18 protein-coding genes and 1 riboswitch are annotated in these 21,923 nt (G+C 72.1%); of the genes, 11 read left to right on the plus strand and 7 right to left on the minus strand.

Going from position 1 to position 21,923, the window contains the following annotated elements:
- Window positions 1–28 precede the first annotated feature (28 nt).
- Complete coding sequence (locus Z164_RS0112660; protein WP_024891058.1) at window positions 29–1,978, plus strand: M2 family metallopeptidase; 1,950 nt, start codon at window positions 29–31, stop codon at window positions 1,976–1,978.
- Window positions 1,979–1,996: 18 nt separating this feature from the next.
- On the opposite strand, the gene Z164_RS0112665 is transcribed toward Z164_RS0112660, so the two are convergent.
- Both Z164_RS0112665 and Z164_RS0112670 read right to left on the minus strand, forming a co-directional pair.
- Window positions 1,997–2,422 carry a DoxX family protein gene (locus tag Z164_RS0112665; protein WP_024891059.1) on the minus strand — a complete coding sequence of 142 codons (426 nt, stop codon included), beginning with the start codon at window positions 2,420–2,422 and terminating at the stop codon, window positions 1,997–1,999.
- A 102-nt stretch (window positions 2,423–2,524) separates the two neighbouring features.
- Entirely contained in the window at window positions 2,525–3,772 is a 1,248-nt protein-coding gene (locus tag Z164_RS0112670) for a Bcr/CflA family efflux MFS transporter (protein WP_024891060.1), read from the minus strand.
- 203 nt (window positions 3,773–3,975) lie between these two features.
- Window positions 3,976–4,077: riboswitch (glycine riboswitch) on the plus strand.
- Between the two features lie 119 nt (window positions 4,078–4,196).
- Here Z164_RS0112670 and gcvP point away from each other — a divergent pair.
- Entirely contained in the window at window positions 4,197–7,118 is a 2,922-nt protein-coding gene (gcvP, locus tag Z164_RS0112675) for an aminomethyl-transferring glycine dehydrogenase (protein ID WP_024891061.1), read from the plus strand.
- Window positions 7,119–7,332: 214 nt separating this feature from the next.
- Here the strand turns inward: gcvP and Z164_RS0112680 are convergent, their stop codons facing one another.
- Window positions 7,333–7,845 carry a ferritin-like domain-containing protein gene (locus tag Z164_RS0112680; RefSeq protein WP_024891062.1) on the minus strand — a complete coding sequence of 171 codons (513 nt, stop codon included), beginning with the start codon at window positions 7,843–7,845 and terminating at the stop codon, window positions 7,333–7,335.
- A 191-nt stretch (window positions 7,846–8,036) separates the two neighbouring features.
- A complete protein-coding gene (locus tag Z164_RS0112685) occupies window positions 8,037–10,478 on the minus strand; it encodes a catalase (RefSeq protein WP_043690019.1) in 2,442 nt (813 codons plus the stop codon).
- Window positions 10,479–10,647: 169 nt separating this feature from the next.
- Here Z164_RS0112685 and Z164_RS0112695 point away from each other — a divergent pair, with 169 nt between their 5' ends.
- Genes Z164_RS0112695 through Z164_RS0112705 form a run of 3 tightly spaced genes read left to right on the plus strand, consistent with a single transcriptional unit; the run spans window position 10,648 to window position 15,324 of the window.
- Window positions 10,648–11,943 (plus strand): glycosyltransferase, encoded by a 1,296-nt coding sequence (locus tag Z164_RS0112695; protein WP_024891064.1) that lies wholly within the window; start codon window positions 10,648–10,650, stop codon window positions 11,941–11,943.
- Window positions 11,940–13,079 (plus strand): UDP-galactopyranose mutase, encoded by a 1,140-nt coding sequence (gene glf / locus Z164_RS0112700; protein ID WP_024891065.1) that lies wholly within the window; start codon window positions 11,940–11,942, stop codon window positions 13,077–13,079. The genes Z164_RS0112695 and glf overlap by 4 nt, the downstream gene beginning before the upstream one ends.
- 4 nt (window positions 13,080–13,083) lie before the next feature.
- Window positions 13,084–15,324 carry a family 1 glycosylhydrolase gene (locus tag Z164_RS0112705; protein WP_024891066.1) on the plus strand — a complete coding sequence of 747 codons (2,241 nt, stop codon included), beginning with the start codon at window positions 13,084–13,086 and terminating at the stop codon, window positions 15,322–15,324.
- A gap of 97 nt (window positions 15,325–15,421) precedes the next feature.
- On the opposite strand, the gene Z164_RS0112710 is transcribed toward Z164_RS0112705, so the two are convergent.
- Window positions 15,422–16,198, minus strand: coding sequence for a glycine zipper 2TM domain-containing protein (locus tag Z164_RS0112710; RefSeq protein WP_024891067.1), 777 nt, complete (start codon window positions 16,196–16,198; stop codon window positions 15,422–15,424).
- Window positions 16,199–16,408: 210 nt separating this feature from the next.
- Between Z164_RS0112710 and Z164_RS0112715 the strand changes: the two genes are divergently transcribed.
- Together Z164_RS0112715 and Z164_RS0112720 are read left to right on the plus strand one after the other, a co-directional pair.
- Window positions 16,409–16,645 carry a DUF6116 family protein gene (locus tag Z164_RS0112715; RefSeq protein ID WP_024891068.1) on the plus strand — a complete coding sequence of 79 codons (237 nt, stop codon included), beginning with the start codon at window positions 16,409–16,411 and terminating at the stop codon, window positions 16,643–16,645.
- A 7-nt stretch (window positions 16,646–16,652) separates the two neighbouring features.
- Window positions 16,653–17,426, plus strand: a complete 774-nt coding sequence (locus Z164_RS0112720; protein WP_024891069.1) for a TatD family hydrolase — start codon at window positions 16,653–16,655, stop codon at window positions 17,424–17,426.
- Window positions 17,427–17,433: 7 nt separating this feature from the next.
- Here the strand turns inward: Z164_RS0112720 and Z164_RS0112725 are convergent, their stop codons facing one another.
- Window positions 17,434–18,249, minus strand: coding sequence for a tRNA threonylcarbamoyladenosine dehydratase (locus tag Z164_RS0112725; protein ID WP_024891070.1), 816 nt, complete (start codon window positions 18,247–18,249; stop codon window positions 17,434–17,436).
- 148 nt (window positions 18,250–18,397) lie between these two features.
- Between Z164_RS0112725 and Z164_RS0112730 the strand changes: the two genes are divergently transcribed.
- Together Z164_RS0112730 and Z164_RS0112735 are read left to right on the plus strand one after the other, a co-directional pair.
- Entirely contained in the window at window positions 18,398–18,853 is a 456-nt protein-coding gene (locus Z164_RS0112730) for a hypothetical protein (protein WP_024891071.1), read from the plus strand.
- Between the two features lie 153 nt (window positions 18,854–19,006).
- Window positions 19,007–19,483: a glycine zipper 2TM domain-containing protein gene (locus Z164_RS0112735; RefSeq protein ID WP_024891072.1), complete on the plus strand. Its 477-nt coding sequence runs from the start codon at window positions 19,007–19,009 to the stop codon at window positions 19,481–19,483.
- 83 nt (window positions 19,484–19,566) lie between these two features.
- Here Z164_RS0112735 and Z164_RS0112740 read toward each other — a convergent pair whose 3' ends face one another.
- Window positions 19,567–19,776, minus strand: a complete 210-nt coding sequence (locus Z164_RS0112740) for a cold-shock protein (protein ID WP_024891073.1) — start codon at window positions 19,774–19,776, stop codon at window positions 19,567–19,569.
- Window positions 19,777–20,037: 261 nt separating this feature from the next.
- Between Z164_RS0112740 and Z164_RS0112745 the strand changes: the two genes are divergently transcribed.
- Together Z164_RS0112745 and Z164_RS0112750 are read left to right on the plus strand one after the other, a co-directional pair.
- Window positions 20,038–20,544, plus strand: coding sequence for a DUF456 domain-containing protein (locus Z164_RS0112745; protein WP_024891074.1), 507 nt, complete (start codon window positions 20,038–20,040; stop codon window positions 20,542–20,544).
- A gap of 71 nt (window positions 20,545–20,615) precedes the next feature.
- Window positions 20,616–21,755, plus strand: coding sequence for a phospholipase A (locus Z164_RS0112750; RefSeq protein WP_024891075.1), 1,140 nt, complete (start codon window positions 20,616–20,618; stop codon window positions 21,753–21,755).
- The last annotated feature ends 168 nt before the right edge of the window (window positions 21,756–21,923 follow it).

Consider the following 21,923-nt stretch of genomic DNA (forward strand, 5'->3'; position numbering starts at 1 on the left):
CGCCTTTCCGTCGCGCTGCGGGTGTCCCGTGAACCTTCGTCCTGCCCTCGTCCTGCTCGCCGGCGCCTGCCTGGCGCTGTCGGCCTGCAAGCGCGAGCCGTCGCCCTCGGCCGGCCCCGAGATCCCGAAGGACGAGACCGCCGACCAGTTCATCGCCCGCGTCAACGAGGAATACCGCGAACTCTATCCCGAGGTCACCGCCGCGCAATGGCTGTCGTCGACCTACATCGGCGACGACAGCCAGTTGCTCGCGGCCAAGGCCAACGAGCGCTGGCTGACCCGGCTCAACGGCTGGATCGAGCAGGCGCGCCGCTTCGAGGGCCGCGAGATGTCGCCCGAGACCGCGCGCGCGATCCACCTGCTCAAGCTCAAGACCGCCATGCCGGCGCCGCGCGATGCGCAGAAGCTGGCCGAGCTGACCCGCATCGCCACGCGCCTGGAAGGCATGTACGGCGCCGGCAGCGCCTGCACCGGCGAGGGTCCGGCACGCCGTTGCCGCCAGCTCGGCGAACTGGAGGACGTGCTGCGCACGAGCCGCGACTACGACGAACAGCTCGACGCGTGGCAGGGCTGGCACGGCGTCGCCGGGCCGATGCGGCAGGACTATTCGCGCTTCGTCGAGCTGGTCAACGAGGGCGCGCGCGACATGGGCTTCGCCGATGCCGGCGAGATGTGGCGCTCCGGCTACGACATGTCGCCGGTGGAGCTGGCCGCCGAGACCGACCGCCTGTGGGGCCAGGTCAAGCCGCTGTACGAGCAGCTGCACTGCTACGCCCGCACCCGCCTGGAAGCCCGCTACCCCGGCCGCGGCTCGGTGGACGGCCTGCTGCCCGCGCACCTGATGGGCAACATGTGGCAGCAGGACTGGAGCAATCTCTGGGACATCCTGGCGCCCTACCCCAACGCCGGCAGCCTGGACGTCACCGCCGCCCTGCAGCGCCAGGCGCGCCGCACCTACGAGCGCCGCCTGGAAGCGCTCGACACCCTTCCCGAGCCGTCGCGCCTGGCCGAGGAGGAGCGCATCGCGCAGCAGGCGATGGCGGCCACCATGACCCGTCGCGCGGAGGACTTCTACACCTCGCTGGGGATGCCGCAGCTGCCCGACGCGTTCTGGCGCAAGAGCCAGCTGATCAAGCCGCGCGACCGCGACGTGGTCTGCCACGCCAGCGCCTGGCCGATGGACCTGGCCGACGACGTGCGCATCAAGATGTGCATCCGTCCCAACGAGGAGGACTTCACCACCGTCTACCACGAGCTCGGCCACATCTACTACTACCTGGCGCAGAAGGCACTGCCGCCGCTGTTCCAGGAAGGCGCGCACGACGGTTTCCACGAGGCCATCGGCGACACCATCGTGCTGTCGATGACGCCGAGCTACCTCGCCTCCATCGGCCTGGTGGACGCGCCGCGGCAGGGCCAGGACGCGCTGATCAACTCGCAGATGCGCATGGCGCTGGCGAAGGTGGCGTTCCTGCCGTTCGGGCTGATGATCGACCGCTGGCGCTGGGGCGTGTTCGACGGCTCGATCGCGCCGGCGGACTACAACGCCAGCTGGTGGGCGCTGAAGGCGCGCTACCAGGGCGTGGCCCCGGCGAGCCCGCGCGGCGAGGAGCACTTCGACCCGGGCGCGAAGTACCACGTGCCGGGCAACACGCCCTACACCCGCTACTTCCTCGCCCACATCCTGCAGTTCCAGTTCTACAAGGCGCTGTGCGAGGCCGCCGGCCACGACGGCCCGCTGTACGCGTGCAGCTTCTACGGCAGCGAGGAGGCCGGCCGGAAGTTCTGGGCCATGCTCGGCCGCGGCGCCAGCCAGCCCTGGCAGGACACCCTGGAAGAGATGACCGGCAGCCGGCAGATGGACGCCGGCGCGGTGCTGGAGTACTTCGCCCCGCTGCAGGGCTGGCTGAAGGCGCAGAACGAGGGCCAGGCCTGCGGCTGGAGCGATGCCGCGGCCGACGCCGCCGGCCGGCCCTGACCCCGCGGCGGCCCCGGTTCAGTCCCGGCCGCGGCCGGGCGCCCGCTGCAGCGCGCGGCCGGCGACAGCGGCCGCGAGCAGCCCGCCCATCACCGACAGATGCTCCAGGGCGAAATGCATCGACAGCGTCGCCTGCGGCTCCGGCAGCGTCCAGAAGCGATGCACCACCGCGATGGTCAGCGCCAGGAAGACGCAGAGCGCGGCCGCACCGACCCAGAGCCAGCGGTCCAGCAGCACCAGCACCGAGCCGCCCAGCAGCGTCGCCGCCACGGCGGCGTTGAACAGCCACGCCGGGCGGAGCCCCGCCGCACGCATCTCGTCCATCCCGCCGGCGAAATCCACCACCTTGGCGAGCCCGGAAGCGACGAAGACGACGACCAGCAAGGCCCTGGCGGCGAACCAGCACCAGGGGCTGTCGAGGACACGGGCGACGAACGGCGGCATGGCGGCACTCCTGCGGCGGGACGGGACACCCGGGACGCGCGCCCCGGACGGCCGTAGCGTGCGACCTCGACCGCGGTCGAGGTCAACCGCGGCGGCGCAGGCTCACAGCGGTTCGCCCGGCTCGATCGGCGGCGCCACCGGCAGGGCCCGGGGGCGCGTGCGGTCCCGGCGCGCCTCCCAGCGCCAGAAGCCCCAGCCGACCAGCAGGAAGCCCGCGCCGACCAGCGCCAGCAGGATCCCGCTGCGGCTCGCCAGGGGCGAGAGGACGCCCGCGATCAGCGCGTTCAGCACCAGCCCGGTGAAGGCCTGCAGCGACGACGCCGCGCCGCGCTGGCGCGGGTACATGTCGAGGATCGCGAGGGTGACGATCGGGAACACCAGCGCGATCCCGAACGAGTTGAGCGCCATCGGCAGCACCGCCCACGGCACCTGCGGCTGCGCGGTCAGCAGGTTGTAGGCGATGTTGCCGGCGATCGCCACGCCGCTGCAGGCGAAGCCGACGTTGACCAGGCGCGCGCCGCTGACGCGGCCGGCGGCCCGCCCGGACACCCAGGCCCCCAGCATCATCCCGCCGATCATCGGTACGAAGAACCAGCCGAACTGGCGCTCGCCCAGGGCGAGGATGTCCATCACGAAGGCCGGCGCGGAGGCGATGTACAGGAACAGCGCGGCGAAGTTGAACGCGCCTGCGGCCGCCAGCCGCTGGAACCGCGAATTGCGGAAGATCGCGACGTAGTCGCGCAGCAGCCGCCGCGGCGAGGCCGGCGCGCGGGCATCGGGCGGGTGGGTCTCCGGCAGCCAGCGCCAGGTCGCCAGCCACAGCCCCACCGAGAACGCGACCAGGAACCAGAAGATCGCCGGCCAGCGCTGCCAGCCCAGGATCCAGCCGCCGATGATCGGCGCCACCGCCGGCGCGATGCCGAAGATCATCGACACCTGGCTCATCAGACGCTGCGCGTCGTCGCCGTCGAACAGGTCGCGGATCACCGCGCGGCCGACGATCAGCCCGACGCCGGCCGACAGCCCCTGCAGCGCGCGAAACGCCAGCAGCGTGCCCAGATCCCGCGAGAGCGCGCAGCCCACCGAGGCCAGGGTGAAGACCGCCAGCCCGGCCAGGATCACCCGGCGCCGCCCCAGCGCGTCCGACAGCGGCCCGTGGACGATGCTCATCAGCGCGTAGGCGATCAGGTACACGGCGATGGTCTGCTGCATCGCCAGCTTGTCGGCGCCGAGTTCGGCGCCCATCTGCGCGAAGGCGGGGAAGATCGTGTCGATCGAGAACGGGCCGAACATCGCCAGCCCGGCCAGCAGCAGCGCCATGCGCCGCACCGAGACCCCCTGCAGGTTCATCGTGCAAGCCGCGCGGCGGGGGCGGGATCGGTCGGCGTCGCGCTGTCCATCCGGCACAGGATACGGCCGCCGCGGCGAACCGCCCACCGTTCCCGCCGCGATATACTCGCCCGGCAACCGTCGGTGGGAGAAGCGGCCGCTCCGCGAGGGGCCCGCTGCCGAAGGCGCAACGCCCGTAATCGCTCAGGCTCCCAAACCACCGTCGGCACAACTCTGGAGAGACCGGTTCGTTCCGGCGCCGAAGGGGCAAGAGGGGCAGCGCCACGCCCGTCCAAACTCTCAGGCAAAAGGACAGAGGGGCGCATCGATCGCCGGCCCGCCGGCGCGTCGTTCCCGCACGCGCGTTCCGTCCGCCGCCGGCGGCGGCGGCCGTCCGGGTCGACGGCGATGCCCCCGCCCGCCCTGCCGCCTTCCGGAAGCCGCCATGCCCCACGCCGCCCCCTCCCTGCGCGAACTCGAGCACCACGACGCGTTCCTGGCCCGCCACATCGGCCCCAACGAGGCGGAGATCGCCCGCATGCTCGAGGTGGTCGGCCAGCCTTCGCTGGACGCGCTGACCGACGCCATCGTGCCGGCCAGCATCCGCCTCGACGCCCCGCTCGACCTGCCCGCGCCGCTCGACGAGCACGAGGCGCTGGCGCGCATCCGCGCGCTGGCGAACAGGAACAAGATCTTCCGCAGCTTCATCGGCCAGGGCTACTACGGCACCCGCACGCCGAACGTCGTGCTGCGCAACATCCTCGAGAACCCGGCCTGGTACACCGCCTACACCCCCTACCAGGCCGAGATCTCGCAGGGCCGGATGGAGGCGCTGATCAACTTCCAGACCATGGTCGCCGACCTCACCGGCATGGACATCGCCAACGCCTCGCTGCTCGACGAGGCCACCGCGGCGGCCGAGGCGATGACCCTGGCCAAGCGCGCGGCGAAGTCGAAGTCCGACACCTTCTTCGTCTCCGAGCGCGTGCACCCGCAGACCCTCGAGGTCCTGCGCACGCGCGCCGCCGGCCTCGGCATCGCGCTGCAGGTGGGCCCGGACGAGGACGCCGCGCAGGCCGACAGCTTCGGCGTGCTGCTGCAGTACCCGGACACCTACGGCCGCGTGCGCGACCACGCCGGGCTGGCCGAGGCCGTGCACGCGCGCGGCGCGCTGCTGGCGGTGTCGGCCGACCTGCTCGCGCTGGCGCTGATCGAGGCGCCGGGCGCCTGGGGCGCAGACATCGTGGTCGGCAACTCGCAGCGCTTCGGCGTGCCGTTCGGCTTCGGCGGCCCGCACGCGGCCTTCCTGGCCTGCCGCGACGCGTTCAAGCGCTCCATGCCCGGGCGCCTGATCGGCGTGTCGGTGGATTCGCAGGGCCAGCCCGCCTACCGCCTGACCCTGCAGACCCGCGAGCAGCACATCCGCCGCGAGAAGGCCACCTCCAACATCTGCACCGCGCAGGTGCTGCTGGCGGTGATGGCCGGCATGTACGCGGTCTACCACGGCCCCGAGGGCCTGAAGCGCATCGCCGCCCGCACCCATCGGCTGACCGCGCTGCTGGCCGCCGCGCTGCGCGGCGCGGGCGTCGCGGTGGGCGAGGACTTCTTCGACACCCTGCACGTGACCGGCATCGACGCCGGCGCGATCCACGCCCGCGCCCGCGAGGCCGGCATCAACCTGCGCGCGATCGACGACGAGAGCGTGGGCATCAGCCTCGACGAGACCGCCACCCGCGACGACGTGATCGCGCTGGCGGGCCTGTTCGGCGCCGCCATCGACGACCTCGACGCGCTCGACGCCGCCACCCCGGATGCGCTGCCCGCGGCCCTGCGCCGGCGCACCCCCTACCTGCAGCACCCGGTCTTCAACACCTACCACAGCGAGCACGAACTGCTGCGCTACATGCGCGCGCTGGCCGACAAGGACCTGGCGCTGGACCGCACCATGATCCCGCTCGGCTCGTGCACGATGAAGCTCAACGCCACCGCGGAGATGATCCCCATCACCTGGCCGGAGTTCGCCAACATCCACCCGCTGGCGCCGGCCGACCAGACCGAAGGCTATCGCGAGCTGATCGACGGGCTGGAGCGGATGCTGGCCGAATGCACCGGCTACGACGCGGTCAGCCTGCAGCCCAACTCCGGCGCCCAGGGCGAGTTCGCCGGCCTGCTGGCGATCCGCGCCTGGCACGCCTCGCGCGGCGAGTCGCACCGCGACGTCTGCCTGATCCCGGAATCCGCGCACGGCACCAACCCCGCCTCCGCGCAGATGTGCGGCATGCGCGTGGTGGTGGTGAAGTGCGACCGCGACGGCAACGTCGATGTCGAGGACCTGCGCGCGCAGGCGGCCAAGCACGCCGACCGGCTGGCCGCGCTGATGATCACCTATCCCTCCACCCACGGCGTGTTCGAGGAGGCGGTGGTCGAGATCTGCGAGATCGTCCACGCCCACGGCGGCCAGGTCTATACCGACGGCGCCAACATGAACGCCCTGGTCGGCGTCGCCAAGCCCGGCAAGTGGGGCTCGGACGTGTCCCACCTCAACCTGCACAAGACCTTCTGCATTCCGCACGGCGGCGGTGGCCCCGGCGTCGGCCCCTGCGCGGTGAAGGCGCATCTCGCACCCTTCTTGCCCTCCTCCGCGCCCCTTCCTCCGCCCGCGGGGGAAGGTGCCCGCAGGGCGGATGGGGGCGAGCGGCCGGCCGGCGCGGTCGGCATGGTCTCGGCCGCCCGCTTCGGCTCGGCCTCGATCCTGCCGATCTCGTGGATGTACATCGTGATGATGGGCGCCGCCGGCCTGAAGCGCGCCACCCAGGTCGCGCTGCTCAACGCCAACTACGTCGCCAAGCGCCTCGCGCCGCATTACCCGACGCTCTACACAGGCCGCAGCGGACTGGTCGCGCACGAATGCATCCTCGACCTGCGCCCGCTCAAGGACGCCACCGGCATCAGCGCCGAGGACGTGGCCAAGCGGCTGATCGACTTCGGCTTCCATGCGCCGACCCTGAGCTTCCCGGTCGCGGGCACGCTGATGGTGGAGCCGACCGAGAGCGAATCGCTGGCCGAGCTCGACCGCTTCGTCGAGGCGATGATCCAGATCCGCGAGGAGATCCGCGCGATCGAGGACGGTCGCCTCGACCGCGAGGACAACCCGCTCAAGCACGCGCCGCACACCGCCGCGGCGGTGACGGCCAGCGAGTGGACCCGCGCCTATCCGCGCGAGCTGGCCGCGTTCCCGCTGCCGTCGCTGAAGAAGCAGAAGTACTGGCCGCCGGTGGGCCGCGTGGACAACGTGCACGGCGACAAGCACGTCATGTGCGCGTGCATCCCGATCGAGGCGTTCAAGGACGAGGCGGCCGAAGCCTGAGCCGACCGGGGCGTGGTCACGATTTCGCCATGATGCCGGCGACGGCGTGGCGACGCCGTTTCCGACGCCCCGTCCCGCGCGCTTCCACAGAGTTGCCCACAGGCGGCGTGGATAACCGGCGCCGGACCCGGGATCGCCCGGGACCGGCCGCCGCTGAGCGCGGGCGCTCCTGCGCCCCCGGCCGGGCCGCGACCGGCGCGCGGCGCCGCGCCGGTCAGCGCTTGGCGGTCTGCCCCTCGGTCTCGTCGCGGGCCAGGTAGTCCAGCACCACCTGGTCGAGGTGGCCGGCCAGCCAGTCGGCCATGGCTTCCTCCTGGGCGAGGATGCGCCGGCAGACCGCTTCGGTCTCGGCATCGCCCACCTTGCGCGCAGCGGCGATGATCGCGCGGTAGGTGGCGATCTCCAGGTGTTCGAAGGCGTAGCTCATGCCCGAGCCCTTGACCACCTCGTCGCTCATCATCGCGTTGCCGGCGGCGTGCAGCGAGGCGGCCATCGATCCCAGCGCATCCTTGATCGTCGAGCGCGAGCCGCCGAGCGCCTCGATGCGCTGCTCCAGCAGGCGGGCCTGCTCGCGGGTCTCCTCGACGTGCTGCTGGATGCGCTGCTGCAGCTGCGGATAGTGCTCCAGCCGCGCGGCCTGGCCCTTCAGCATGGTCTCGGCCTCGCTCTCCATCGCATGCGCGTCGGACAGCCATTCCAGCAGACGTTCCTGGTTGGTCTTGGTCATGGGTCTCCTGTTGCGGCCGCGCCTTGCGGCGGTAGGTGGATGCGGCCGCGAGGGCCGCGGCCCGCTGCCGGGTGGCGACGGGCATCGCGCGATGCGCCTTCAGTCCACGATCGGGCGCGCGCATCCCGCGCCGCGCGCCGTCCTCGACGAACGCGCGAACTCGGACAAGGCGGGGCGGCGGCCGGCGGAGGTCAGATCAGCGGCGGATCGCGCTCGCGCTCGAAGGTCTTGTGCCGCGACAGAGCGAGCACGAAGCGGTCGGCGAGCCCGTCCTCGCGCTCGCCGCCCCCGCGCGCCAGGATCAAGCCGGCATCGCTTTCGTCCAGAGGCACGCCGGCCGCCTCCAGGAAGTCGACGCCGCTGCCGAGGGCGAGGATCGCCTTGCAATGGCGGTACTGGTCCTTGGCGAACTCGGCCGCCCTGCCGTCCTCGGCCAGGCGCAGATGCAATTCGTCGCCGCCGGGAACGGCCATGCCGTCGAACAGCACCGAGGGCTCGTTCTCGAACGACGCGTCGGCATCGAGTTCAGTGCCGTCGGCGGCCACTACCGGCCCGACGCAGGTCGCCACCAGCCGCGCCACCGCGCCTTCCTCCAGCAGTCGCGCCTGCAGGCGCACGACGGCGCCGGCGTCCACGCCATCGGCGACGAGGATCGCGACCCGGCGGGTGCGGATCCCGCCCGCGCCCGGTCGCGCCAGCATCGACAGCGCCGGCGAGGTCTTCACCTCCGGCGCCGGCGGATCCGGCAGCGCCCGCGGCATCGGCTCCGGCAGCGGCATGCCCAGGCCCTCGGCGACGCGGCCGGCCAGGTCGTCGGAAACGTTGCGCAGCATCGACACGACGCGCTCGCGCACCGCCGGCACCGTCACCTTCGACAGCTCGAAGCGGAACGCCGCCACGATGTGCGCCTGCTCCACCGGGCTCTGGCTGTCGTAGAACAGCGTGGCCTGGTTGAAATGCTCGGCGAACTTCTCCGGCCGCCCGCGCACCTCGTCCTGTTCCACCGGCTCCGGGAAGGGCACGAAGCCGGCGCTGCCGGCCTGGAACGGGCAGCCGCCGCCGAGCGAGTTCGGTTCGTAGGCCACCCGGCCGCGATGGATCGCCTGCCGGTGCATGCCGTCGCGCTGGTTGTTGTGCACCGGCGCGATCGGCGCGTTGATCGGGATCTCGTGGAAGTTGGGGCCGCCCAGCCGCGAGATCTGCGTATCGACGTAGGAATGGATGCGCCCGGCCAGCAGCGGATCGTTGGTGAAATCGATGCCGGGGATCACGTGCGCGGCGCAGAACGCGACCTGCTCGGTCTCGGCGAAGAAGTTGTCCGGGTTGCGGTCCAGCACCAGCCGGCCCAGCGGCCGCAGCGGCACCAGTTCCTCGGGCACGATCTTGGTCGGATCGAGCACGTCGAAGGAGAAGCGTTCGGCCTCTTCCTCGGAGAATACCTGCACGCCGAGCTCCCATTCCGGGTACTCGCCGGCCTCGATGGCGTCCCACAGGTCGCGGCGATGGAAATCCGGATCGCAGCCAGAGGTCTTGACCGCCTCGTCCCACAGCTGGGCGTGGGTGCCCAGCAGCGGCGTCCAGTGGAACTTGACGAAGGTGGACACGCCCTCGGCGGTGACGAAGCGGAAGGTGTGCACGCCGAAGCCCTGCATCATCCGGTAGCTGCGCGGGATCGCACGGTCGGACATCTGCCACAGCAGCATGTGGGTCGATTCCGGCATCAGCGAGACGAAATCCCAGAAGGTGTCGTGCGCCGAGGCCGCCTGCGGCATGGCGTGGTGCGGCTCCGGCTTCACCGCGTGCACCAGGTCGGGGAACTTCATCGCGTCCTGGATGAAGAACACCGGGATGTTGTTGCCGACCAGGTCCCAGTTGCCCTGCTCGGTGTAGAACTTCACCGCGAACCCGCGCACGTCGCGCGCGGTGTCCTTGGAGCCGCGCTCGCCGGCCACGGTCGAGAAGCGCACGAACACCGGCGTGCGCTTGCCGGCTTCCTGGAACGGCGCCGCGCAGGTCAGGTCCGGCACCGCCTCGTAGCATTCGAAATAGCCGTGCGCGCCCGAGCCGCGCGCATGCACGATCCGCTCCGGAATGCGCTCGTGGTCGAAGTGGGTGATCTTCTCGCGGAGGATGAAATCCTTCAGCAGCGCCGGCCCCCGCAGGCCCGCCTTCAGCGAATCCTGGTTGTTGGCGACCGGCACGCCCTGGTTGGTGGTCAGCGGGCGCTGCGAGGCGTCCACGCGCACCCGGTCGAGCGATTCCACCGTGGGATTGCCGCCCGGCCGCGCCTTCGTGCCGACCTTGGCCGAGGGATTCGATTCCGCCAGCGTGCTCGCGGTCGCGAGGTCGGAAGGCGGCGGAAACGTCTTGCCCGCCGGCGGCAAGGTCGCCGCGCCACGGCCGTATTCGGCCGCCTTGTTGTCGTTGTAGCCGAAGCCCGCCGCGGTGGCCTGGGTGTCCGCGGCCTGTTCGGCCTGCGGGTCGCCGGTCCCGCGCGCGGGAGCGCGGGCCGGCGCGCTGTCGGATGCGCGCGCCGCGGACACCGCCGCCGCGCGCTTGCCCGGCGCCTTCTTCTTCGCCGTTGTCCTCGTCGTCTTCGTCGTCTTGGTCGTCTTCTTCGGCGTCTTGGCCATCGCTGGGGTCTCCTGGCAAGCCGGGGTGGCCGCACAGCAGTAGCAGCGCGCATGTCACGGGCCCGTGCAAGGGAGGCGACGCCGGCATGAAGCCGGATTCGCCCGCGGCGTTCACCGCTTCGCGACCGCAGCGTTCGAATACTCCGGCAACCCACGAGGAACTTCCGACATGACCAAGGCAACGGATGCGAGCGTCCCACTGTACGGAAGCGGCTCGTACGCGATCGGGGAGCGCCAGGATCGCTTCGAGCCTCTCGACGCGCCGGTCCCCTGGCGGGCCGCTGCCGCCCTCGACGATCCGGGCCGCGACGAGTCCGCGTTCCCGATCGTCGTGCACTGCCACCTTCGCTGGGACTTCGTCTGGCAGCGCCCGCAGCAGATCCTCTCCCGGCTCGCCAGGCACCATCGCGTGCTGTTCATCGAGGACCCTCTCGCGGGCGACGGCGAGCGCGCGCAACTCGATCTGAGCGAGCCGGTCCCCGGCGTGGTGCGGCTGGTCCCCAGGCTGCCGCGCTCGGCCGGCGAACGCGACGTCGATGCGCAGTGGCGCCTGCTGCGCCCGCTCATCGAGGCGGCGCTGGCGGAGCACCCGCTGCTGAAGGATCGGTTCCGCGCGCCGGTGCAATGGTTCTACTCGCCCATGCCCGCGCCGGCGCTGCTGGGCGCCTTCGGCGCCTGCGGTACCGTCTACGACTGCATGGACGAACTCGCCAACTTCCGCTTCGCCGCAGCCGACCTGCCGGAACGCGAACGCCAGCTGCTCGCCCGCGCCGACGTCGTATTCACCGGCGGCCACGAGCTGTTCCGCTCGAAGTCCCGGCACCATCCGACCGTGTATTTCCACGGCTGCGGCGTGGACGTGGCGCATTTCGCCAAGGCCCAGGCCGAGGCGACGCGGGTTCCCGAAGCGTTGGCCGCGCTGCCTGGCCCGGTCTTCGGCTACGTCGGCGTGATCGACGAGCGGCTGGATTACGCGCTGATCGAATCCCTCGCGCGCGCGTTTCCGCGGGCCTCGGTGGCCATGGTCGGCCCGCTGGCCAAGGTCGAACGCGAAGACCTGCCCGACCTGCCCAACATCCACTGGTTCGGGCAGCAGCCCTACGAGCGGCTGCCGGCGCTGATCAAGGGATTCGACGTCTGCCTGATGCCGTTCGCCCTCAACGAGGCCACCCGCTACATCAACCCGACCAAGACCCTGGAATACATGGCCGCCGGCAAGCCGGTCGTCTCCACCGCGGTGGCCGACGTGGTGCGCAACTTCTCCGCCTTCGTCGCCGTCGCCCGCTCGCCGGCCGAGTTCCTGGACGCCGTCGCGCAGGCGGCGCGCGCGCCGCACGCCGAGCGGCTGCAGGCGGCGCGCGCCCATGCGCAAGGCGCGACGTGGGACGCCACGGTCGATACGATGCGCCGGGAGCTGCTCGACGCCGTCGTGCCCGTGCGCGCCGCATCGGTGCGCCGGCCATGACCGCGGTGACGGTCGTCGGCGCCGGATTCTCCGGCGCGGTGGTGGCCCGGGAGCTGGCCGAGCGCGGCCTGGACGTGCGGGTGATCGACAGGCGCGAGCACATCGGCGGCAACGCGCACGACCGCCTCGATGCCCACGGCGTGCTGGTCCACCCCTACGGGCCGCACATCTTCCATACCAACAGCGCGCGCATCTACGACTACCTGTCGCGCTTCACCGGCTGGCGCCCCTACGAGCATCGCGTGCTGGCCGCCGTGGACGGCATGCTGGTGCCGCTGCCGATCAACATCGACACGGTCAACCGCCTCTACGGCCTGCAGCTGGACGAACGCACCATCCAGGGCTTCTTCGACAGCGTGCGCGAGCCCCGCGAACGGATCCTCACCAGCGAGGACGTGGTGGTCGATGCGGTCGGGCGCGACCTGTACCGCAAGTTCTTCCAGGGCTATACGCGCAAGCAGTGGGGGCTGGACCCCTCGGAGCTCGCCGCCTCGGTCGCCGCGCGCATTCCCACCCGCACCAACCGCGACGATCGCTACTTCACCGACAAGTTCCAGGCGATGCCGCTGGAAGGCTACACGCGGATGTTCGAGCGCATGCTCGACCATCCGAAGATCGCGATCGAGCTGGGCGTCGACTTCTTCCGCGAGCGCGAGCGCCTGCGCCACGACCATCTGGTCTACACCGGCCCCATCGACGCCTTCTACGGCCATCGCTATGGCCCGCTGCCCTATCGGTCGCTGCGCTTCGAGCACGAGCACCACCCCGGGACCGAACGCTACCAGGCCGTGGGCACGGTGAACTATCCCAACGAACATGCCTACACCCGGATCACCGAATTCAAGCATCTCACCGGGCAGGCGCATCCGGGCACCTCGATCGTGCGCGAGTATCCCATCGCCGAAGGCGATCCCTACTACCCGGTGCCGCGGCCGGAAAACGAACTGCTGTTCAAGCGCTACGAGGCGCTGGCGCTGAAGGAGCGCGACGTCACCTTCGTCGGCCGCCTGGCGCAGTACCGCTACTACAACATGGACCAGTGCGTCGGCGCCGCCCTCAAGGCGGCGCAGTACGTGCTGCAGAAGACCGGCGCCGCGCCCGACGAAGCGGACGCACTGGCGGCCGGACTGCGCTGACGCCATGGCGCGGGACGGAGCCCGCGGATGCGCCCCCGGCCCGATCGAACTGTGGGGCGGCGTCGAGTGCTCGGTCGTTCGCATCGGCGATGGCTACTCCAGCCAGTTCGACTACGGCGGCTGCCCCCGCCCCGGCGACATCGACGCGTTCGCCGCGCTGGGCGTGCGCGCGCTCAGGCAACCGGTGCTGTGGGAACGGGTCGCGCCGCGCGGCCTGCGCGACGCGGACTGGCGCTGGCCCGACGCCTGCCTGCAGCGGATCCGCGCGCTGGGCATCCGCCCGATCGTCGGGCTGCTGCATCACGGCAGCGGCCCGCGCCACACCAGCCTGCTCGATCCCGCCTTTCCGGACGAGCTGGCCGCCTATGCCGGCGCGGTGGCCGCCCGCTATCCGTGGGTGCTCGACTACACGCCGGTGAACGAGCCGCTGACGACCGCGCGCTTCAGCGGCCTGTACGGCCACTGGTACCCGCATCGCCGCGATCCGCCGTCGTTCTGGCGCGCGCTGCACGCGCAGTGCCGCGGCATCGCGCAGGCCATGCGGGCCATCCGCCGCGTCCAGCCGCGGGCCAGGCTGGTGCAGACCGACGATCTCGGCAGGACGTACGCGACGCCGCCGCTCCAGTACCAGGCCGACTTCAACAACCACCTGCGCTGGCTGGGCTGGGACCTGCTGTACGGCCGCGTCGGCAGCGACCACCCGCTCTGGTCCTGGCTGGTGGAATGCTGCCGGGCGCAGCCCGAGGACCTGCTGTGGTTCGCGGCGCATCGCTGTCGGCCGGACGTCGTCGGCGTGAACCACTACGTCACCAGTGAGCGCTACCTCGACGAGGATCCGGAGCGCTATCCGCCGGAATGCCGCGGCGGCAACGGGCGCCACCGCTACGCCGACGTGGAAGCGGCCCGGGTGCTGTCGCCGCCGAGCGCCGGCCTGTCCGCCCTGCTGCGCGAAGCGTGGTCGCGCTACCGCCTGCCGCTGGCGGTCACCGAGAGCCACCTGCATGCCCCGCGCGAGGACCAGCTGCGCTGGCTGGCCGAAACCTGGCGGGCGGTCGAGCGCGCGCGCGAGGCCGGCGCGGACGTCCGTGCGGTCACCCTGTGGGCGCTGCTGGGCAGCTACGACTGGGACCGCCTGCTCACCCAGCGCCGCGGCCACTACGAGCCCGGCGCCTTCGAGGTCCGCCGCGGCCGGGCGAGGACGACGGCGATCGCGCGGATGGCGGCCGCGCTCGCGCGCGGCGATCCGCCCGCGCATCCGGTGCTGGCGCAGCCGGGCTGGTGGCGCCGCCCGTCGCGCTTGCTGTACGCACGCGCCGCCCCGGTGCCCGGACCGCCCGAACCGGGGCCGCAGCCGGGCGCGCGCAGCGCGCCGATCCTGATCGCGGGCGCCGGCACGCTCGGCCGCGCGTTCTCCCTGATCTGCGGCCAGCGCGCGCTCGATCACCGGCTGCTGGCCAGGGCCGAACTCGACATCGCCGACCCGGCGGCGGTCGAGCGCTCCCTCGATGCCTGCGCACCGTGGGCGGTGATCAACGCCGCCGGCTACGTGCGCGTGGACGACGCCGAGACCGACCCCGAGCGCTGCTTCCGCGAGAACGTGCTCGGCGCGCAGAACCTCGCGGCGGCCTGCGCGCGCGCCGGGATCCCGCTGGTCACCTTTTCGACCGACCTCGTCTTCGACGGCGCCCGCAGCGCCCCCTATCCGGAAGACGCCGCCGTCGCGCCGCTGAACGTGTACGGGCGCTGCAAGGCGCGCGCGGAAGCCTGCACGCTCGACCGCCATCCCGGCGCGCTGGTCGTGCGCACCAGCGCGTTCTTCGGCCCCTGGGACGAGGCCAACTTCCTCGCCCATGCGCTGCGCGCGCTGCGCGCCGGCGGCCGGTTCGACGCCGCCGACGACCTGACCGTCTCGCCCACCTACGTGCCCGACCTGGTGCACGCCTGCCTCGACCTGCTGATCGACGCCGAATCCGGGATCTGGCACCTGGCCAGCGGTACCGCGCTCACCTGGGCCGAATTCGCCCGTCGCGCGGCGCGCATGGCCGGCGCCGACGTCGCCGGCCTGCGGGCCCGCCCGCATGCCGAACTCGGCCTGGCCGCCCGGCGCCCGCGCTACAGCGCGCTCGGCTCCTCGCGCGCGTTCGCGATGCCGGCGCTCGACGACGCGCTGGCCCGCTATCTGCGCGAAGGCCCGCCGGCGCCGCGGATCGCGCAGGCCGGCCCGGCATGCGCACCGGCGCGATGAGCCGCGCCTGCCGCGCGTCTCGATCGCGCAGGGAGGCGCCCAACGAAATGGGCCGGCTCGCGCCGGCCCATGACCCTGACATCGTTCCGGTCGCCCGCTACTGCAGTCGGTCGCTCGCGTCGATGGCCGCGGTCTGGGTCACGACCTGCCCGTCCAGCACCGGCAGCCGTTCGCCCGGACGCTGATCCATGCGCACGGTGCGCTCCTGGCCGCCGTAGCGGTAGGTCACCTCGTAGGCCACCGGCACGTCCTCGGTACCGAGCTTGATGCGCTCGCCCGGCTTGCTGTCGGTGCGCAGCGTGCCGGTGCTGCCGTCCGGATTGCGGTAGGTCACGTCGTAGGCCACGACCCGCGAGGACTGCGAACTGTCCTGCACCGTGCGGCACTGGCGATCCACCCGCTCCACCACCCGTCCGCCGACGTGGTTGCGGTCGACGCGGTTGCCGATGAAGCCGCCGGCAGTGGCGCCGGCCGCGGTGGCCAGCTTGCGGCCGTTGCCGCCGCCGATCTGGTTGCCGACCAGCCCACCGATGATCGCGCCGGCCACGGTACCGCCGACGTTGCCGTCGCGCTCGGGCAGGCGCTCCTGCACGACGACGTCCTCGCAGACTTCCCGCGGCGTGGCGTGGGTGGTGGTTTCGCGGATCGGCTCGCTGCCCAGCACGGTCGCGTACAGATCCTGCCGCTCGGTCACCGGCTCCACCCGCACCACGTCCGCGTATTCCACGCGCCCGCCCGCAGGCAGCGTGTCGCCCGCCACGGTCTCGATGCCTTCGCCGGCCGGGCGGTCGTCGCGGTTGTTCTGGAACGCCGCCACCGCGACGCCGCCCACCAGCAGCGATGCAAGCGCGATAGCCAAGGTGTTGTTCTTCATCGTTCGCTCCTTGTCGGGGACGCTTGCGGCGTCCTGAGGTGGGGGGATCGGCGCGATTGCAACACTTTCTTCCTGAATGGATACCGCCAGGAAAACGCTTTCCCGAGATTTCCCCTGAACGCGGGATCGGCGCGCCGCGTGCTAGCGTGATCCGGCCGGTGCGCGGTGGCCCCCACGCTGCCGGCCCTTCCCCAAGCGGAGCGCTTTGCGATGCGATACCTGTTCCTGGCCCCCGCGCTGCGCTGGCTCGGCCGGCTCAGCTACCCGCGCTTGTTCGCCGTCACCGCGGCGCTGTTCGCGCTGAGCGTGGTGATCCCCGACCCGATCCCGCTGGTGGACGAGCTGCTGCTGGGCCTGGGCACGCTGCTGCTGGCCCGGCTCAAGCGCCCGAAGGACGAGGGCGGGACGCCGCCGCCCATCGACGGACGCGCCGAGCGCCGGCGCTGACCGGACGATGCTGTTCGACAGCCACTGCCATCTCGACGCGCCCGAGTTCGACCGCGACCGCGATGCGGTGGTGGCGCGCGCGCGCGCGGCCGGCGTGCGCTGGCAGCTGGTGCCCGGCACCCATCGCGAGGAATGGCCGGCGCTGCGCGAGACCTGCGCCGCCGACGCGGGGCTGCATGCCGCCTACGGGCTGCACCCCACCTTCCTCGCCCATCACCGCGCCGAGGACCTGGACGCGCTGGCGGACTGGGTCGCGCGCGAGCGCCCGGTGGCCATCGGCGAATGCGGGCTCGATCATTACCTCGAGGACCTGGACCGCGACGCCCAGCAGCGCTACTTCGAGGGCCAGCTGGAACTGGCGCGCGAGAGCGGACTGCCGCTGATCGTGCACGCGCGGCGCGCGGTGGAAGCCGTGATCCAGGCGATCCGCCGTGTCGGCCGCGTGCGCGGCGTGGTCCACAGCTACGCCGGCAGCGAGGAGCAGGCCAGGCAACTGCAGCGGCTGGACTTCCTGATCGGCATCGGCGGCCCGGTCACCTACGCGCGCGCCAGGCGCATGCACCGCGTGGTCGCCACGGTGCCGCTGGAGCAGTTGCTGCTGGAGACCGACGCCCCGGACCAGCCGGACTGCGCGCACCGCGGCGAACGCAACGAACCGGCGCGGCTGGTGGCCGTGTGCGAGGCGGTCGCGCGGCTGCGCGGAGCCGCGCCGGAGGCCATCGCCGCGGCGACCACGCGCAACGCCGCGCGGCTGTTCGGCGTCGCGACCGAGGGCGCCTGAGCCTCGCCTACGCGTCGGCCGCCGCGCCCGCCGGTGCGGAGCGCTTGAGCAGCATCTGGATCGCCTTGCCGGCGGCCGCGAACGCGAACGCGCCGGTGACGTGGGTGGCGGCGCCGAGCCCGCCGCCGCAGTCGAGCTTGAGCGCCGCCTCGCCATCGAGCTTCGGGCGCAGGCCGCACACCGAGCCATCGGGCTGCGGGTAGCGCACGTTCTCCAGCGAGTACACCGCCGGCACGCCGAAGTAGCGCTGCGGGCTGCGCGGGAAGGCGAAGTCGGCGCGCAGCTTCTTGCGCACCAGCGCCAGCATGGCGTCGTGTTCGGTGCGCGAAAGATCGCGCACGCGCACCAGGGTGGGATCGATGCGCCCGCCGGCCGAGCCGACCGTGAGCACCGGCTGGCGCCGGCGGCGGCACCACGCGATCGCCTCCACCTTGGCGCGGAAGCTGTCGAAGGCATCGAGCACCAGGTCGTAGCCGGGGCCCAGCAGCGCGTCGAGGTTGCCCGGGGTGAGGAAGCTCGCCACCGGCGCCACCCGGATCGCGGGGTTGATCGCCAGGCAACGCTCGGCCATCGCCTCGGCCTTGCCGCGGCCGTACTGGCCGGCCAGCGCGGGCAACTGGCGGTTGGTGTTGGACACGCACAGATCGTCGGCGTCGATCAGGGTCAGCCGCCCCACGCCGCTGCGCGCCAGCGCCTCCACTGCCCACGAGCCGACGCCGCCCAGGCCGACCACGGCCACGTGCGCGCGCGAAAGCGCGGCCACCGTGCCGCGCCCGTAGAGGCGATCGATGCCGCCGAAGCGCTCGCTCCAGGTCTCGTCCATGCGCGAATTCTAGAGCGCGCGGCGGGCCTTCGGCGCGCGTGGTCCCGCGCTGGACGCGCGCGCCGCTCGAGACGCCGCGCGGCCGGCGCGCGCGACAGCGCCCGCGCGAGGGGGCATCCTATAGGCGACGCCAGCCAAGGAGCCCGCGATGTCCGCACCGTCCCCCGCCAGCCCGTCCCGCCCGCGCGGCCCGTCCGCCGCGCAGCGCTACCTGTTCCTGTTCCTCGTCGGCCTGGTGGTCGGCGCGGTGGCGACGGTGATGATCGTTCGCGCGCTGCAGGCCCGCGCCGATCGTTTCCCCACAAGCCTCATGCAGGTCACCCAGTGGCATGCCGAGCAGTTGCGGGCGAAGGTCGAGGAGAACCGCTGCGCGGCCACCGACCTGCTGCCGCACCTGCGCGCGCTGCGCACGCTGGCCGACGACCTCGAGCCGGCGTTCCCCGACCTGCGCGACGATCAGCGCTTCGCCCAGGCCGCGAGCCAGATGCGCCGCTCGCTGGACGCCAATCTCGCTTCGCCGCCGCTCAACTGCGCCGGGCTGGAAAGCGCCACGCGCGACATCGCCAACGCCTGCCGCGCCTGCCACCAGGATTTCCGCGGCTGATCCGGCGCGCGCGCCGCGCGTGAACGCAGACCGTCTCCGCGCCGGCCGCGCAGGCGGATGGCCGGCGCGATTGTCGGCGTGTTCACGAATCCGGTCCTAACGTCGCGCCATGCGCTGATCGCGCATGCCCCCATCCGAATGCGGAGAAACGCGATGAAGACCCCGTTGCTGGCCACCACCGCCGTCGCCGCCGCCCTGGCGCTCGCCGGCTGCGCTTCCTCGCCCGGCTACGGGCCGGGCTACGGTTCCAGCCCCGGCTACGGTTCGGGCTATGGCGCGCCCAGCTGCCGCGACTGCGGCACCGTCACCCGGATCGAACGCCGCCCGGACAGCCAGCCGAACGTGGCCGGCCCGGTGATCGGCGGCATCGTCGGCGCGGTCGCCGGCCGCGAACTGGCGCGGCGCAACACCGACAGCGACGGGCGCCGCAACGTCGCCACCGCCGGCGGCGCCGTGGCCGGCGCGGTCGCCGGCAACGCGATCCAGAACCGCACCGGCAGCGGCGGCTTGTACGACGTCCACGTCCGCCTCAACGACGGCCGCACCGTGGTGCTGGTGCAGAGCGAGGTGGGCGGGCTGCGCGAAGGCTCCGCGGTGCAGGTGCGCGACGGCCGGGCCTGGGCGCTCTGAGCGCGGCCGCCAGCGCAGGCGCAAAAAGAAACCCGGCCGCAAGGCCGGGTTTTTTCTCGTCAGAGGACCGCGCGCAGCGCGGGTCAGGCGGGCTGCACGGCGTCGGCCTGCAGGCCTTTCTGGCCCTTGACCACGGTGAAGCTGACCCGCTGGCCTTCCTTGAGGCTCTTGAAGCCCTGCACCTGGATGGCGCGGAAATGCACGAAGACGTCCTCGCCGCTCTCGCGGCTGATGAATCCGAAGCCCTTGGCGTCGTTGAACCACTTCACGGTACCGATTTCACGATCTGACATGCGCGTCACTCCCTGGAACGGATCGGCTGGCCTGTACGATGGACGCCGTCGCCGGCGGCTGGTTGCAAGGAGGGAAGCGCAGATCTAGCGATGTAGCGGACCGGTGGAACATGCGAGCGGGCTCGTCCAACGCGACTCGACTGCATCCAGGCCACGGTTCACGGTGACCTTGACAAACACAGCGCGAGCAAATTACCCCGGCCTCCGGGAGAATGCAATCCGCCGCGGGCGCCCTGCCCGCTCCTTCCGGGAGCCCCCTCGATGCAGACCGAACCCTTCCTCTACGCGCTCGCCGCGGTCCTGGTGATCGTGGGCCTCTTGGGCACGATCCTGCCGGCCCTGCCGGGCATCCCGCTGGTGTTCGCGGGCCTGCTGCTGGCCGCCTGGGTCGACGGCTTCGTCCACGTCGGGCCGTTGACGCTGGCGCTGCTGGCGCTGCTGACGGTGCTGTCGTTCCTGGTTGACTTCTGGGCCACGGCGATGGGCGCCAAGCGCGTGGGCGCCAGCCGCAAGGCGCTGGCGGGCGCGGTGATCGGCACCTTCGTGGGCATCTTCTTCGGCATTCCGGGCATCTTCGTGGGTCCGTTCGCCGGCGCGATGGCCGGCGAACTGCTGCACCGCCGGCGCCTGGACGCGCCCGCGCTGGGCGAGGCCACCCGGGTCGGCCTGGGCACCTGGATCGGGGTGGCGGTCGCGGTCGCGTTGAAACTGATGCTGGCCTTCGCAATGATCGGCGTCTTCGCGCTGGCCTGGTGGGCCGGCCGCTAGCGGGCGGCCCGCCTTCACCCGCCGCCCACGCCCGTGCCCCTCACCCTGCCGCCTTCGCCACGAGAACCCGCATGCCCCGCCTCGACCGACTGACCTGCGCCCTCGCCGGCGTACTGGCCGCCGCACCGCTGATGGCCGCCGAGCCCGCCGGCATCGCCGCCTGCGCCGGCCTGGAGAACGACGCCCAGCGCCTGCAGTGCTACGACCAGCTCGCCGGGCGCCAGAGCCTGAACCCGGCGAGCGCCGACGCCGCCGCCGAACAGGCCCGCGCCGCAGCGGAGGACGCCGAACGCGGCGGCGAGGGCCGGCGCCCGTGGAGGCGTAGCAATGAGGTGTTCCAGGCCCAGGAAGACGCGCAGACGCGCGAGGCCATCGCCAACGTCGGCAAGGGCTCGCTGCTCGACACCCGCTGGGAGCTGGCCAAGGATTCCAAGCTCGGGCTGTTCAACTTCCGCGTCTACAAGCCCATGTACCTGCTGCCGGCGTTCTGGACCAGCGACGTCAACGACACCCCGTCCTCGCCCAACCCGGACAACACCGTCACCACGCCGCAGTCGCTCGACAGCCTGGAGACGAAGTTCCAGCTCAGCTTCAAGACCAAGGCCTGGGAGAACCTGTTCGGCGACAACGGCGACATCTGGCTGGGCTACACCCAGAGCTCGCGCTGGCAGGTCTACAACACCGACAACTCGCGTCCGTTCCGCGAGACCAACTACGAGCCCGAAGTCCTGCTGGTGTTCCGCAACGGCTACGGCCTGCCGGGCGGCTGGCGCGGGCGGATGAGCGCGATCGGCATCAACCACCAGTCCAACGGCCGCAGCGACCCGCTGTCGCGCAGCTGGAACCGGCTGATGTTCAACTTCGGCTTCGACCGCGAGAACTGGGCACTGGTGGCGCGCCCCTGGGTCCGCCTGAGCGACGGCAGCGACGACGACAACCCGGACATCGAGGACTACGTCGGCCGCGGCGATCTGACCCTGATGCACGTGCGCGGCGAGCAGCGCTTCACCCTGATGGGCCGGCACTCGCTGCGCGGCGGCGACCGCTCGCACGGCGCGCTGCAGTTCGACTGGGGCTTCCCGCTGCATCCCGGCCTGCGCAACGTGCGCGGCCACCTGCAGTTGTTCCACGGCTACGGCGAGAGCCTGATCGACTACAACCACAAGGCCACCTACGTCGGCCTGGGCATCTCGCTGCAGGACTGGTTCTAGGGGGCATCGACATTCGGCCTGCAGCCGGCCTGCAGCGCCGAAGCAGCCCCGTCTCCCGCGAGCGGAGCCGGTCGTCCGTTCTCCCGCAAGCGCGGGCATGTCGTCCCTTCCCCCGCAAGCGGGAGTACACCGCCCCTTCTCCCGCGAGCGGGGCCATGTTGTTCCTTC

The sequence above is a fragment of the Luteimonas huabeiensis HB2 genome (assembly GCF_000559025.1).
Lineage (GTDB): Bacteria > Pseudomonadota > Gammaproteobacteria > Xanthomonadales > Xanthomonadaceae > Luteimonas > Luteimonas huabeiensis.